The organism is Tenacibaculum sp. TB-56, from assembly GCF_059716275.2.
This window is the reverse complement of sequence record NZ_CM201367.1, coordinates 1,360,245-1,374,984: the sequence shown is the minus strand read 5'-3', so window position 1 is coordinate 1,374,984 and position 14,740 is coordinate 1,360,245. Positions and strand designations below refer to the sequence as shown.

14 protein-coding genes and 1 pseudogene are annotated in these 14,740 nt (G+C 34.2%); 11 read left to right on the top strand and 4 right to left on the bottom strand.

Going from position 1 to position 14,740, the window contains the following annotated elements; all coding sequences use genetic code 11:
* Positions 1-3 precede the first annotated feature (3 nt).
* A complete protein-coding gene (locus AC3VI6_RS06665) occupies positions 4-363 on the bottom strand; it encodes a YraN family protein (protein WP_274634454.1) in 360 nt (119 codons plus the stop codon).
* Between the two features lie 39 nt (positions 364-402).
* On the opposite strand from AC3VI6_RS06665, the gene AC3VI6_RS06660 reads away from it, so the two are divergent.
* A complete protein-coding gene (locus AC3VI6_RS06660) occupies positions 403-609 on the top strand; it encodes a YgaP family membrane protein (protein ID WP_298997019.1) in 207 nt (68 codons plus the stop codon).
* Between the two features lies 1 nt (position 610).
* On the opposite strand, the gene AC3VI6_RS06655 is transcribed toward AC3VI6_RS06660, so the two are convergent.
* Positions 611-1,594, bottom strand: a complete 984-nt coding sequence (locus AC3VI6_RS06655; protein WP_497705604.1) for a S66 peptidase family protein — start codon at positions 1,592-1,594, stop codon at positions 611-613.
* Positions 1,595-1,708: 114 nt separating this feature from the next.
* Here AC3VI6_RS06655 and metG point away from each other — a divergent pair, with 114 nt between their 5' ends.
* Complete coding sequence (gene metG / locus AC3VI6_RS06650; protein WP_497705603.1) at positions 1,709-3,763, top strand: methionine--tRNA ligase; 2,055 nt, start codon at positions 1,709-1,711, stop codon at positions 3,761-3,763.
* A 51-nt stretch (positions 3,764-3,814) separates the two neighbouring features.
* Here metG and AC3VI6_RS06645 read toward each other — a convergent pair whose 3' ends face one another.
* Complete coding sequence (locus AC3VI6_RS06645; RefSeq protein ID WP_497705602.1) at positions 3,815-4,435, bottom strand: 2OG-Fe(II) oxygenase; 621 nt, start codon at positions 4,433-4,435, stop codon at positions 3,815-3,817.
* Between the two features lie 119 nt (positions 4,436-4,554).
* Here AC3VI6_RS06645 and AC3VI6_RS06640 point away from each other — a divergent pair, with 119 nt between their 5' ends.
* Positions 4,555-6,222 (top strand): hypothetical protein, encoded by a 1,668-nt coding sequence (locus AC3VI6_RS06640; protein ID WP_497705601.1) that lies wholly within the window; start codon positions 4,555-4,557, stop codon positions 6,220-6,222.
* A gap of 3 nt (positions 6,223-6,225) precedes the next feature.
* Positions 6,226-8,349, top strand: a complete 2,124-nt coding sequence (locus AC3VI6_RS06635; protein WP_497705600.1) for a Tex family protein — start codon at positions 6,226-6,228, stop codon at positions 8,347-8,349.
* 62 nt (positions 8,350-8,411) lie between these two features.
* Here AC3VI6_RS06635 and AC3VI6_RS06630 read toward each other — a convergent pair.
* Positions 8,412-8,588 (bottom strand): annotated as a pseudogene (locus AC3VI6_RS06630) (single-stranded DNA-binding protein); the annotation flags it as partial.
* 126 nt (positions 8,589-8,714) lie between these two features.
* On the opposite strand from AC3VI6_RS06630, the gene AC3VI6_RS06625 reads away from it, so the two are divergent.
* Genes AC3VI6_RS06625 through AC3VI6_RS06595 form a run of 7 tightly spaced genes read left to right on the top strand, consistent with a single transcriptional unit; the run spans position 8,715 to position 14,740 of the window.
* Positions 8,715-9,326, top strand: a complete 612-nt coding sequence (locus AC3VI6_RS06625) for a TetR/AcrR family transcriptional regulator (RefSeq protein WP_232395083.1) — start codon at positions 8,715-8,717, stop codon at positions 9,324-9,326.
* A gap of 6 nt (positions 9,327-9,332) precedes the next feature.
* Complete coding sequence (locus AC3VI6_RS06620; RefSeq protein WP_497705599.1) at positions 9,333-10,592, top strand: TolC family protein; 1,260 nt, start codon at positions 9,333-9,335, stop codon at positions 10,590-10,592.
* Between the two features lie 7 nt (positions 10,593-10,599).
* Entirely contained in the window at positions 10,600-11,505 is a 906-nt protein-coding gene (locus tag AC3VI6_RS06615) for an HlyD family secretion protein (RefSeq protein ID WP_497705598.1), read from the top strand.
* A gap of 37 nt (positions 11,506-11,542) precedes the next feature.
* Positions 11,543-12,004, top strand: a complete 462-nt coding sequence (locus tag AC3VI6_RS06610) for a hypothetical protein (protein ID WP_497705597.1) — start codon at positions 11,543-11,545, stop codon at positions 12,002-12,004.
* Between the two features lie 2 nt (positions 12,005-12,006).
* Positions 12,007-12,909: an ABC transporter ATP-binding protein gene (locus AC3VI6_RS06605; RefSeq protein ID WP_497705596.1), complete on the top strand. Its 903-nt coding sequence runs from the start codon at positions 12,007-12,009 to the stop codon at positions 12,907-12,909.
* Positions 12,909-13,637 carry an ABC transporter ATP-binding protein gene (locus tag AC3VI6_RS06600; RefSeq protein ID WP_497705595.1) on the top strand — a complete coding sequence of 243 codons (729 nt, stop codon included), beginning with the start codon at positions 12,909-12,911 and terminating at the stop codon, positions 13,635-13,637. The genes AC3VI6_RS06605 and AC3VI6_RS06600 overlap by 1 nt, the downstream gene beginning before the upstream one ends.
* On the top strand, positions 13,634-14,740 hold the full coding sequence (locus AC3VI6_RS06595; protein ID WP_435254070.1) for an ABC transporter permease: 1,107 nt from the start codon (positions 13,634-13,636) through the stop codon (positions 14,738-14,740). The genes AC3VI6_RS06600 and AC3VI6_RS06595 overlap by 4 nt, the downstream gene beginning before the upstream one ends.

The following is a 14,740-nucleotide window of genomic DNA, read 5'->3' as shown; positions in this document are numbered from 1 at the left end:
ACTTTAAAAATATAGAAAGGCATCTTTAATATGCTCTATTTTAAACGCTCCTTGTTCTCGTAAAATAGCAATTATATCAAATCGAACTTCAACATCTAGATCTCGGTCATTTACATAATTATCAATAGCACTTACTAGTAATTTTATTTTCTTCGGATTCACAAAATCTTGGGGATTACCAAAATCGATAGATGATCTTGTTTTCACCTCAACAGCAATTAACAAATCGTCTTTTTGAGCAATAATATCTACTTCTGCTTTTTGAAAACGATAATTCTTTTCAACAATTTCATACCCATTTTTCAATAGATAATCAACTGCTAACTGCTCTCCTTTCTTACCAAGCTCATTGTGTTGTGCCATATAAAAACTTATATTTGAATAACCTTAAAACTATCTACCATGAAAAAAAATATGGGAAACACCGACAAGGCTATTAGAACGCTAATTGCTTTAATTATTGCAGCTCTATCTTACTTTGAAATTATCTCAGGCGTTTTAGGCAACATATTGCTTGTACTGGCAATTATTTTGCTAATTACTAGTTTTGTTAACTTTTGTCCGTTATATCGTTTGTTTGGTATAAACACTCGAAAAGACAAAAATTAAATTACTTAAATAGTACTGTAGAAGTTTCTTTTTGGACACTTAAAGAAACTTCTCTTCCTAAAATCAAAGCCCTATTATCTGGCTCATGCCCTGCAGGAAAGTTAAAAAGAATAGGAATATCTTTTGGTACAACCTCTAAAATTAACTGCTCTATTGAACTTCCCCACGGAGTTGTATTTCTTTTTATTTTGGTCATATCACCTACAATAATAGCCTTAACCTTTGTAAAATACCCTGCTCGTTTCAAGCTTTGCAACATTCGATCAATCGAATATTTGTATTCTCCTATTTCTTCTATAAATAAAATTTTACCATCCGTAGAAATTTGACTATCCGACCCCAACATCGAAGCTAAAATAGCGATATTACCTCCTACCAATTCTCCTGATACTTCTCCTACTCTATTCTCTTTTGAAGAAGGAATTGAATATCGTAATTCCTCTCCAAATAAAGCTTTTTTAAAAGCAGCAATGGTTTGTACAAGTTCTTCTGGTTTTTCTTCCATACTTGTACCCATCATAGCATGTAGCGTTTCTATTCCTAAATTATGAATATGATTATGAAAAGCTGTAATATCAGAATAACCAACAATCCATTTAGGATGCTGTTTAAACTTCGTAAAATCTAATTTATCAATAATTCTAACTGAACCATATCCACCACGTGCAGCCCAAATTGCTTTAATATTCGGGTTATCTAACGCATCTTGAAAATCTTGACAACGCTCTTCATCCGTCCCAGCAAAATGATCATTCTGATTGAATAAATGTTTACCATAAACCACTTTTAATCCCCAACTTTCAGCAAGTTCTTTTGCTTTATCAATTACATGTTTTCTATTCTTTAAAATTCCTGCAGGAGCCACAATAGCTATTGTATCTCCTTTATGTAAATATGGTGGTGTTATTAATTTCATAGTTTTATTTTGCGCACAAACCGATGTAATTATCAATAAAAAAAATAAAGTGAAAATTCTTTTTTCCATAAACAAGTCTCTTTCTTGATTCTAAAAGTTTAAAATCCATCAAATGTACCTAATTTATAACAGTATAAAAAATTGCTTTTTCGTACTTTTGCGCTTTAATTTTAGTCGAAAAACATGAGTACACCAAAAAGATATACAATTACAGCGGCATTACCTTATACAAACGGACCTATTCATATTGGTCACTTAGCAGGGGTATATGTTCCTGGAGATATTTATGCTCGTTATTTACGTCAAAGAGGAAAAGACGTGGCATACATTTGTGGTTCAGATGAACACGGAGTTGCAATACCAATGCGCGCTAAAAAAGAAGGTGTTACTCCACAAGCTATTATAGACAAATACAACGGAATCATTAAACAATCGTTTGAAGATTTCGGAATTTCTTTTGATAACTATTCGCGTACCTCAGCAGAAATTCATCATAAAACAGCTTCAGATTTCTTCACCAAATTATACAACGATGGTGAATTTATTGAAGAGGTTACACAACAATTGTACGATGAAGAAGCTAATCAGTTTTTAGCAGATCGTTTCGTAATTGGTACCTGTCCTAAATGTGGCAACGAAGAAAGTTATGGTGATCAGTGTGAAAAATGCGGAACGAGCCATAATGCTACCGATTTAATCAATCCTAAATCAGCAATCACTGGTAATGTACCTACTTTAAAAGAAACCAAACACTGGTTTTTACCATTAGATAAACACGAAGCTTTTTTACGTGAATGGATTTTAGAAGGACATAAAAACGATTGGAAACCTAACGTGTTAGGTCAAGTAAAATCGTGGATTGATGACGGTTTACGTCCTCGTGCCGTAACTCGTGATTTAGATTGGGGAATTCCCGTTCCTGTTGAAGGTGCTGATGGAAAAGTTTTATATGTTTGGTTTGATGCGCCTATCGGATATATTTCTTCAACCAAAGAATGGGCTACTCGTGAGGGTAAAAACTGGGAAGACTATTGGAAAAAAGATGATACGAAATTAGTACACTTTATCGGTAAAGATAATATTGTGTTTCACTGTATTATTTTCCCTGCAATGTTAAAAGCACATGGAGATTTTATTTTACCTGAAAATGTACCGGCAAACGAGTTTTTAAATTTAGAAGGAAATAAATTGTCTACCTCTAAAAACTGGGCGGTTTGGTTACATGAGTATTTAGAAGATTTCCCTAATCAGCAAGATGTATTACGTTATACCTTAACAGCAAACGCACCTGAAACTAAAGACAACGATTTTACTTGGAAAGATTTTCAAGCAAAGAATAACAATGAATTAGTAGCTATTTTCGGAAACTTTATCAACCGTGTGGTAGTGTTAACCAACAAATACTATAACGGATTAGTACCTGCTGCTGGTGAATTATCAGAAGCGGATGAAAATGCTTTAGAACAATTAAAACAATTTCCAGATGTGATTGCGAAATCTATCGAGCGTTATCGTTTTAGAGAAGCATCTCAAGAAATGATGAACTTAGCTCGTTTGGGTAACAAGTATTTAGCAGATGAAGAGCCTTGGAAAGTAATTAAAGAAGATGAAGAGCGCACAAAAACGATTATGAATGTTGCCTTACAAATCGCAGCTGGTTTAGCAATAGTATCGGAACCATTTTTACCATTCACTTCAGAAAAGTTAAAATCAATTTTAAATATTGATGATTCACTTACTTGGAATGACATTGCTGAAAAAGACGTTTTATTAACTGAAAATCATAAAATAAATAAAGCTGAATTATTGTTTGCTAAAATTGAAGACGCCACTATTCAAGTACAGTTAGATAAATTAGAAGCAACTAAAAAAGCGAATGAAGCTGCTAACAAAGTGGTGGAGCCTCAAAAAGATACTATTGAGTTTGATGATTTCACTAAAATGGATATGCGTGTCGGAACTATTTTAGAAGCTGAAAAAGTAGCGAAAGCTAAAAAGTTATTAAAACTAAAGGTTGATGTTGGTATGGATGTTCGTACAATCGTTTCTGGTATTGCTGAAAGCTTTAAACCAGAAGATATCGTAGGGCAACAAGTAACCGTTTTATGCAACTTAGCACCAAGAAAAATTCGTGGAGTAGAAAGCCAAGGAATGATTTTAATGACTGATACCCCTGATGGTAGATTAGCTTTTGTGCAACCTTCTGAAAAGGTGAACAACGGAGAATTTATAGCTTAATAACATATATTCATAAAATAAAAAGCCTCTCAAATTGAGAGGCTTTTTATTTTACGTATTTTTTAACCAACCTACGATACTTAAACGAGGTCTTGTTAATGCTGCTTTTACTTCATGTTCAGTTACATCACTCTTAAAAAAAGCAACTCTACCTCCAATCGGTAAAATGGTTTCTGTCTTTTCTTTGGTGTACAACACTAACTCCCCTCCATCATCAACATTCCAATCGTCATTTAAGTACATTACAAACGAAAATAATCGTCCGTTATCACTCTTAAATTGATCAATATGACGTTTGTAAAAACTACCTACATCATAATACGCATAATGAAATTCAAATGCATTGATACTCGTATAGCATGTTTTGTTTAGATACTCAGCAAATTCATTCATTTTCTGGATAAACAACTTTTCTAAATCATTCTCTGTTTTTTCGTTAATCCAACAAATAACATCTCGTCTTATCTCTTTGTCTTTTGTATAATCAGCGTCTTTTCCAATACCCGCTCTATACATGGTTCCTTCGGTATAGTGTTGTTTCAAATTATCCCGAAATCCTGCTATCATATCCGCAGAAAAAAAATCATCACAAACTCCAAACTCGTTGGAAATTAAGCCAGTAATCAATCGTTCATACTGTTGCTTATGCAATTCATTTACAGTTGTTTGCATTAATAAATTTACAATTAGACTAACCGCGAAAGATAGTCTAAAAACATATAGATTGTATACCCCCGAATAAAAATTTATTTTCTTTTTATAGCTTAGTAATTTTCTTATAAAGACAAACAATGAAAAGCTTAATTGTTAAACAAAAACTGCTTTTATTATATTTGAAACCTCAGAAATTTATGAGTTTATTTAATAAAATTGACATGAAAAAAATTGTTTTTGGATTGATAATGATGAATCTGATTTATACGTATTCACAAAAACAAGTTGGTAGTTTTAATTTTGAAATTAAGAGTTCTTCGAAATCAATTCAAAAATCATTTTCAATATTTAATAAATATAATAACAATACTTCAACCTTTTTGTTTGAAAACAAAACTATTTATGCTTACTTATTGAATGAAAATTTCAATCTTAAAAAACAACTTACTTTTGAAAGCAAAAAACAGAAATACAATGTTTTTGTTGGAAAAATATATGATAAAAAAGATAACTATACTCTAATTCTTTCCAACAACAAGAGAACAAAATTTGTTACAATTAAATTTCTTTTTGACACTAATAAAGTTCTATTAATTGAGGATAGTTTTGATACAAAAAATCTTCGCTTTCTTCAAAGTGTTAACAAAGGAGATAAAGCTCACTTACTTTTTCTAGATGAGAAAACATCTAATATAGTCTCACGAAATTATTCGATAAACAAGGAAACAACATCAACTGTTTTTGATTTTAAAAATGAAAAGTTCTTTATAACAGACACAAAAGAAACATCTTTAAAACAACTCTTAACTGATTATACGAAACCTAATCATTCGGAAATTAAAAATATTGTTTATGAACTTACAAAAATTAATGATAGCCCATATAAAAATGAGTTTGTTTACAAAATTTTTTCTACAACAACTAAAAGAAGTCAAGTTCCTCCTACTTCCATAGAGCTTTCTTCTCGATTAAATAAATTATACATTAACGAAAATAATGTTATCATCACCCTAGATAAAAACAGATTTTATACACAAATCTTAACACTAAACTTAGAATATGGCACTTATTTATTTCAAAAAATAAAAAAACCTCTTTATAATGTCAGTAGTATGAATAAAAGATCTAATTCTTTTATTCATAATAATTTGTTTTTTCAAATTACTGCTTCAAAAGACGGTTTAAACTTCTCTATTTACGATTTGGAAAATAAAAACCTTTTAAAAGAGTTTATAACTACATCTAGTGACTCCATAAAATTTAAAAATTCTCCCATTATTCAAGAAGGAGGGGCATTTAAAGAGTATAGAAGCCTCGAGCAAACTAAACAGTTTTTAAGAAAAGTGTCTCAAAGTAATATAGGAATTGGTGTTGCAAACAATAAAGATGGTTATGAAATAGTAATAGGTTGCGAAAAGCAAACAGTTAAAGGTATAAACACTATTTCAACTATTTTAAGTATGGGGTTAGCAGGTTTCTCTCCCAACTTAATGGATACTGGTAATTTTTCACAAACTGATTTTAATTCTTTCACTAATTATTTAACTACAAAATCAGTTCGTATTCATTGTCTTTTTGATGAAAATTTTAATCATAAAGCTGGAAGAATTCAAGAGAATATATATGATCGGATAACAAACTTTATAAAACCTAAATTAATTACCGAAAAAGATGGTATCTATGAGGTTAGTTCACAAAATACAGAAGTTCCTCAAGCCATTGATATATTTAAAACTAGCAACTCCACCATCCTTGGATTCTATTTACCATTAACCAAAAAATATTCTTTTTACACCTTTAATTAAACTATGCAACTCATTTCTTATATAACCTCCCGTACTCAAATCTCTCAAAAATCAATTCAAAATACTATTGAACTGTTAAATGAAGATTGTACCATTCCTTTTATTGCTCGTTACCGAAAAGAAAAAACAGGAAATTTAGATGAAGTTGAAATTGGTCAAATTGTACAATTCAAAGAACAATTTGAAGCCTTAGAAAAACGAAAAGCAACAATTTTAAAAGCTTTAGAAGAGCAAGAAGTTTTAACCGATGAATTAAAAAGCAAGGTTGAAAAAGCAGAAGATTTAACCTCCCTAGAAGACCTATACCTTCCCTATAAAAAGAAACGTAAAACCAAAGCTGAAACGGCTCGCAAAAATGGATTAGAACCGTTAGCAAAGATGATTATGAGTCAGCGAGTCAACGATTTGGAGTTTACTGCTTCAAAATACCTTTCGAACGAAGTAGAACAAATAGACGATGCTTTAGAAGGTGCTCGCCATATTATTGCGGAATGGATTAACGAACGAACGGATGTTAGAAATAACATTCGTTACCAATTAGAACGTTTTGCTACCATTGCAACCAAAGCTGTCAAAACCAAAAAGGAAGACGAAGCTGCTCAAAAATTTAAAGATTATTTTGATTGGGAAGAAAACCTAAGTCGAATTCCTTCTCACAGATTGTTAGCTATTTTACGTGCAGAAAAAGAAGGTTTCATTCGTGTAAAAATTAGTATTGACGACGAACGAGCACTTCAAAAAATAGAAGACAGAATTATTCGTTCACATAACGGATGTGCAGAACAAATTGAACTAGCTATTGCCGATGCATACAAACGTTTGCTTTTTCCTGCTTTGTCAAATGAAGCTTTAACTCTTGCCAAAGAAAAAGCAGACGAAAGTGCCATCAAAGTATTTGCTAAAAACCTACAACAACTACTATTAGGCTCTCCACTGGGTGAAAAACGAATTTTAGCTATCGACCCAGGATTTAGAACAGGTTGTAAAGTAGTTTGTTTGAACGAACTAGGACATTTATTACATAACGAAACTATTTTTCCTCATGCTCCTCAGCATCAGTCGAAAGAAGCGATGAACAAACTTAGCTCTTTGGCCGATGCTTATAAAATTGAAGCCATTGCTATTGGTAACGGAACTGCTTCGAGAGAAACAGAGCAATTAGTAAAACGTGTATACTTTAAAAATTCCGTAGAACTGTTTTTCGTAAGTGAAGCTGGTGCTTCTATTTATTCAGCATCCAAAATTGCACGAGATGAATTTCCTAATTATGATGTAACCGTTCGTGGAGCAGTTTCCATCGGTCGTAGATTAGCAGATCCTTTAGCTGAATTGGTAAAGATTGAAGCAAAATCAATCGGAGTTGGACAGTATCAACACGATGTAGATCAAACACAACTAAAAAAGTCGTTAGATACTGTAGTAGAACACTGTGTTAACAAAGTAGGTGTTAATATTAATACCGCCAGTGCTTCTTTGTTAAGTTATGTTTCTGGTATCGGACCTAAATTGGCAGAAAATATTGTGAATTATAGAAATGAAAACGGAGCATTTGCAAATAGAACTGCCATTAAAAAAGTTCCTCGTTTAGGAGGAAAAGCCTTTGAGCAATCTGCTGGTTTCTTACGAATTAAAAATGGTGACAACCCGCTAGATGATTCTGCTGTACATCCAGAGCGCTATGCTTTAGTAAAACAAATAGCCAAAGACGTTGGTAAAAAAGTAGATGATTTGATTGGCAATTCTTCAGTTTTAAAACAAATTAAACTACAACAATATGTAACCGATTCTTACGGATTACCAACCCTACAAGATATTATAAAAGAGTTGGAAAAACCTGGCTTAGATCCTCGTGAAAAAGCCAAAGCTTTTAGTTTTAACGAGCATATTAAAACAATAGATGATGTACGAACAGGTATGATACTACCTGGAATTATAAACAACATCACCAACTTTGGTTGCTTTGTAGATATTGGAATTAAAGAAAGTGGCTTGGTACATGTATCTAATCTATCTGATACATTTGTTAAAGATGTAAATGAACATGTGAGTTTGCATCAACATGTTCAGGTAAAAGTGTTAGAAGTTGATATTGCTAGAAAACGTATTCAGTTAAGTATGAATTTATAATATAAAAAGAGCGGTTAAAAACCGCTCTTTTACTTTTTCTTTCATCATAGTAGTTTTCCCACTTATTTATTTCCTAACATCAATAGCTCATTACAAACTACTTCTGTAATGTAACGCTTGTTACCATCTTTGTCTTCAAAAGAACGAGAGGTTAATTTACCTTCAATCATTACCTCTTTTCCTTTTTCTAAGTACCTCTCAATAATTTCAGCTGTTTTATTCCAAGCAACTACATTGTGCCTCGTTGCTCACTACTTTTGTTAGCCTCACCCATATTAAAGCCACAAATTTAAGCTACCATATTTGTTTTTAATCTTTTTTTATTTAATTTTGTTAACCAAATGGTTAAACTTAATGGTTGAATTATGGCGAAACACAAAGACAATAAAACAGAGGAACAAATACTGGAAGCAGCACAAAAAATATTTCAATCTAAAGGAATGGATGGTGCCAGAATGCAAGAAATTGCTGATAAAGCTAGCATCAACAAGGCCATGTTGCACTACTATTACAGAAGCAAGCAACTTTTGTTTGAAGCTGTTTTCAAAAAGGCGTTTACCTTATTGGCACCACAGCTTAATGCCATACTTAACGATGATTCAAGCTTGGAAGACAAAATCAAGAACTTCACCCATAACCATATCAGCTTTATTTTAAAGCATCCTTACTTACCAAACTTCATCATTCAAGAGCTTAACAGAAATCCGCAGTTCATTGAAAAAATAAAAACCAATGTTGCTTTTCCCAATATTGACAAGTTTAAGGAGCAAGTAAAAAATGAAGTGGACAAAGGAACCATAAAACCGATTAGCGCAGAACAATTGTTCATCAACATTATATCCCTAAATATTTTCCCCTTTGTTGCTTCACCTTTAATCAAAGCCTTTACAGATGCTGATGACAAAACCTTCAAAACACTTATGGAAGCAAGAAAAAAGGAAGTATCCGATTTCATCATTAATTCCATTAGAAAATAATTCTCTATGAAAACTATATTTATATATGCATTAGTTCTGTTAACAACATGTTTTGGCTACAGCCAAAGCACAATGAGTTTACAAGAGTGTTATGAAGGTTTAAATACAAATTATCCACTTGTTAAACAGCGTGCTATTTTAGATAGTCAAAAAGAAGCAGAACTTTCGGCTATTACAGCCAAAACGTTACCGCAATTTAACCTGAATGCCCAAGCCACCTATCAAAGTGACGTTACGGAAGTGCCTTTTCCAAACACGGGTATCGAACCTTTGAACAACGACCAATACCGTGCTACCCTTACGGCCAACCAGTTGATTTTTAATGGCGGAAAAATCAAGGCAACACAAGGGCTTCAGAATATTGCAACCGATAGAAAAAAACAGGAAGTTGAAGTCAATCTGTACCAGTTGAAACAACATGTTAACCAACTGTATTTTTCAATTCTTCTGATTGATGACCAAACGGCACTATTGAATGTAAGGGAACAACAGTTACAAAGTAAACTAAAGGAAGTGAAGTCTGGAATAGAAAACGGCGTGCTGTTACCAACTTCAGATAAAGTTATTGAAGCCGAATTGCTTAAAATCTTACAGCATAAACAAGAAGCCGTCAACAATAAATCAAAATTGATAGCCTCTTTATCTGCATTAATTGGAATTTCCATTTCAGCTGAAACAGAATTCCAAAAACCTTTGGTCTCAATGAACGAAAGTTCTGAATTGAACAGACCCGAATTAGGTTTGTACAGCTTGCAAAAACAAGAGATTGAACATCAACAAAACCTACTATCAAAATCATTGATTCCTGAACTCAATGGTTTTGCAACAGGCGGTTATGGCAACCCAGGCTTGAATATGCTGGAAAACGACTTTACCTCATATTACATAGTTGGTTTAAAGTTAAACTGGAATGTGTTCGACTGGAACGGCAATAAAAAGCAACGGCAAGCACTGGACTATTCAAAAGAATTGATAGACAATCAAGAAGAAGTTTTTAAACTGAACACAAACACCGCTTTAAATGAACAGCTCAAAGAAATTGAAACCCTTGAAAACACCATTGATATAGACCAACAGCTTATGGTTTTGCAACAGGAAGTTGTGGCCACTTCGGAGTCCCAATTAAAGAATGGTGTTATTACAACCTCTGAATATGTTACAGAACTTACCAAATTGCACGAAACAGAGAATGTGTTCAATCAACATAAAACCCAATTGGAACTGGCCAAAGCCAATTACAACATCCTTAAAGGAGATACTAAATAGAAGAACAATGAAAACAACAAGAATAAAAATACTAATTGTACTAACTGTTTCAGTTTTGCAAACCGCTTGTAACAGTAATGGTGATAAAGCAGATGGCTACGGTAATTTTGAAGCTACCGAAATAACCATTTCCGCGGAAAACACAGGAAAACTAATGGCTTTCACTATTGACGAAGGCACTGTTGTAGAGCACAACCAATTAATCGGTTATATAGACACCATTCCTTTGTATCTCAAAAAAGAGCAACTTTTGGTTCAAAAAGATGTCATTAATTCCAAATCCAAAGGTGTCTTGTCGCAAATTGACGTGTTACAGGCCAGACTGAAAACCGCCAATATCAACAAAACCCGAGTCGAGAACCTAATTAGAGACAATGCCGGGACTCAAAAACAACTGGATGATGTGCAAGGTGAAATAGACGTCATCAAAAACCAAATACGAAGTGTGGAAATCCAAAATGCGCCTGTGGTAAACGAACTAAAAACGCTTGACGTGCAATTACAACAAGTAGAAGACCAAATTCAAAAAAGTAAAATCGTTAATCCAATAAACGGAACGGTGCTATCAAAATATGCCGAAACCAACGAGATTGTAGCTTTTGGAAAACCACTCTATAAAATTGCCGATTTATCAACAATGGAACTGCGTGTTTACGTAAGTGAAACTCAATTGGCCAAGATAACGATAGGTGAATCCGTTTCCGTCAAAATCGATGACCAAGAGGGAATGAAAACCTATGAGGGTACTATTAGTTGGATAGCTTCAGAAGCGGAGTTTACTCCTAAAATCATCCAGACCAAAGAGGAACGCGTTGCCTTGGTCTATGCAGTAAAGGTTCAGGTAAAAAACGATGGTAGTTTAAAAATAGGAATGCCCGCCGAAATGTGGTTAAAATCAAATAAAAATCAATAACTATTTAAATCTAAAACTTATGAAAAGAACAACACTCATGCTATTTGCAGCAGCATTATTTATTGCAAGCTGTAAAGACCAGCCAAAAGAAAACAGCACAACTGAAACCAAAAAAGTTGAACACACAGAACAACATTCTGAAAGTGCTGTAATTGACAATAACTGGATGAACAACATAGAACTGAACAATGGTGCTAGATGGGAAGCAAACCCAGAAACCAATGAAGGTGTCGCCAATATGAAATCAATTTTAACACAGAGTAATCCTAAAGAGTTGAAAGACTATCACGAGATTGTCAATGCCTTGAATAAAGAGAAAAACTATGTCATCAAGGAGTGTTCCATGAAAGGACCTTCACACGATAATCTTCACGTATGGCTACTTCCTTTAATTGAAAAAATTGATGCTTTAGAAGAGGCTAAAACACTGGATGAAGCACAACGCATTTATAAGAGCATTGAGCAAAATGTAAATGCCTACGACGAATATTTCGAATAAACATGGGCATTACCGTATCCAACATATCAAAATCCTATGGCAAGGTAACTGCCTTATCGGCTATTTCTTTTGATGTAAAGCCCGGTGAGCTTTTTGGGCTCATTGGGCCTGATGGTGCCGGTAAAACGACCTTGTTTCGCATCCTAACCACCTTGTTGATAGCTGATAAAGGACAAGCTACCGTGGCAGGTTATGACGTACTTAATGATTACAAGTCCATTAGAAACAGTGTTGGCTACATGCCTGGGCGATTCTCATTGTATCAAGATTTGACCGTAGAGGAAAACCTAAATTTTTTCGCCACCATTTTTGGAACAACCATTGAAGAAAACTACGATTTGGTAAAAGATATTTATGTACAAATAGAACCTTTTAAAAATCGTAGGGCAGGCAAATTATCAGGTGGTATGAAGCAAAAATTAGCGTTGAGCTGTGCATTGATACACAAACCCAAAGTATTGTTCTTGGATGAACCTACAACCGGTGTGGATCCTGTGTCCAGAAAAGAGTTTTGGGAAATGCTAAAGCGGTTGCAAGAAAAAGGTATCACCATTTTGGTGTCTACTCCTTATATGGACGAAGCGGCCCTATGTGACCGTATTGCGTTAATTCAAGATGGTAAAATCCTGGAAATTGACACGCCAAACGCTATTGTAAGCCATTTCCCTAAACCTTTATACAATATCAATGCTGATAATATGTACGGTCTTATTGCGAGTTTAACAAAGTATGAACATACCTACAGTATTTTTCCTTTTGGTGAGTTTGTACACTATACAGACAAGCGGGACTCTATGGATAAGGAAAGTTTAAAAGCCTATTTGGAATCACAAGGGCTTACGGATATTCACATAGAAGAAACCCAACCTACCATAGAAGATACTTTTATGGAATTAGCGAAATAATGAAAGATAAGAACGTCATACAAGTAGAAGATTTATCCAAATTATTTGGTGATTTTGCTGCCGTAAACAACATCAGTTTTCAGGTTAAGGCAGGTGAAATATTTGGTTTTTTAGGAGCTAATGGCGCTGGCAAAACGACAGCCATGAAAATGCTTATTGGTATTTCATCGCCTACATCGGGAAAGGCAACGGTTGCCGGTTTTGATGTGTATAAAGAAGCCGAGTCCATTAAAAAGAACATTGGCTACATGAGTCAAAAATTTGCTTTGTATGATGATTTGACCGTAAAAGAGAACATCACTTTTTTTGGTGGCATCTATGGACTATCTAAAAAGCAAATAGACCAAAAGCGCTGCGAACTGGTTGAGGAACTAGGGCTTCAAGAAGTCACCAACAGCCTTGTGGCTTCATTACCCTTGGGATGGAAGCAAAAGTTGGCCTTTTCAGTTTCGCTTTTGCACGAACCCAAAATTGTCTTTTTAGATGAGCCCACAGGTGGCGTTGACCCTATTACCCGACGCCAGTTTTGGGAAATGATATACAAAGCCGCCCACAACGGAACGACCATTTTTGTAACGACCCATTATATGGATGAAGCCGAATACTGCGACCGCGTTTCCATAATGGTCAATGGTAAAATTGAAGCGCTTGATACCCCAAAAAAACTAAAAGAGCATTATAAAACAGACACCATGAACGATGTGTTTTTAAAACTGGCCAGAGGATGAAACGATTTGTAGGCTTTGTACGAAAAGAGTTTTATCACATTTTCCGAGATAAACGTTCCCTGTTTATTTTGTTCGGAATGCCCATTGCCCAAATATTACTGTTTGGTTTTGCCATTACCAATGAAATCAACAATGTAAATATTGCCATTTTAGACCAAGCCAATGATGTTACCTCTAAAGAAATAATAAATAAAATAGCCTCTTCAAAACACTTTAGTATTGTAGATATTATTCAGCAAGAATCGTCCATAGAATCCATATTCAAAAAAGGAAAAGTAAAAGCTGTAGTTCAATTTGAAAATAACTTTGGGAATAATCTCATTAAAGAAAAACAGGCCAATGTACAGGTACTTACCGATGCTACCGACCCTAATATGGCAAGCACCATCAGTAATTATATTTCGTCAATACTTAAAAAATATCAGCAGGAATTAAACAAAAATAGCACCATAGATTACCAAATTGTTCCGCAAAGCAGGATGGTATATAACGCCGAATTGAAGAGCGTTTATATGTTTGTTCCAGGCGTGATGACGGTTATCTTGATGTTGGTATCCGCGATGATGACGTCCATTTCCATCACCCGGGAAAAAGAACAGGGCACTATGGAAATTTTATTGGTGTCCCCATTAAAACCGTTTCAGGTAATTATTGGCAAAGTGTTTCCGTACATTTTCCTATCCATTATCAATGCGCTAGTTATTGTGTTGTTGAGCATTTTCGTCTTTAATGTGCCTGTTAATGGTAGCCTGTTCTTACTAGGTATTGAAAGCGTGCTGTTTATCATCACCTCATTGGCATTGGGTATTTTAATTTCAACCATATCGGCAACACAGCAAGCGGCCATGATGATTTCCCTAATGGGTTTAATGCTGCCCACCATATTACTTTCCGGGTTCATTTTTCCCATCAGCAGCATGCCCTTACCGCTTCAAGTTATCAGCAATATCATACCCGCAAAATGGTTTATCATTATCGTAAAAGGCATCATGCTAAAGGGTGTTAGCATTGGCTATATTTTTAAAGAAACCGCAATCCTTGTTCTAATGACCTTGCTATTCATAGGCATAAGTGTAAAAAAATATAAAATCAGGTTGGAGTAA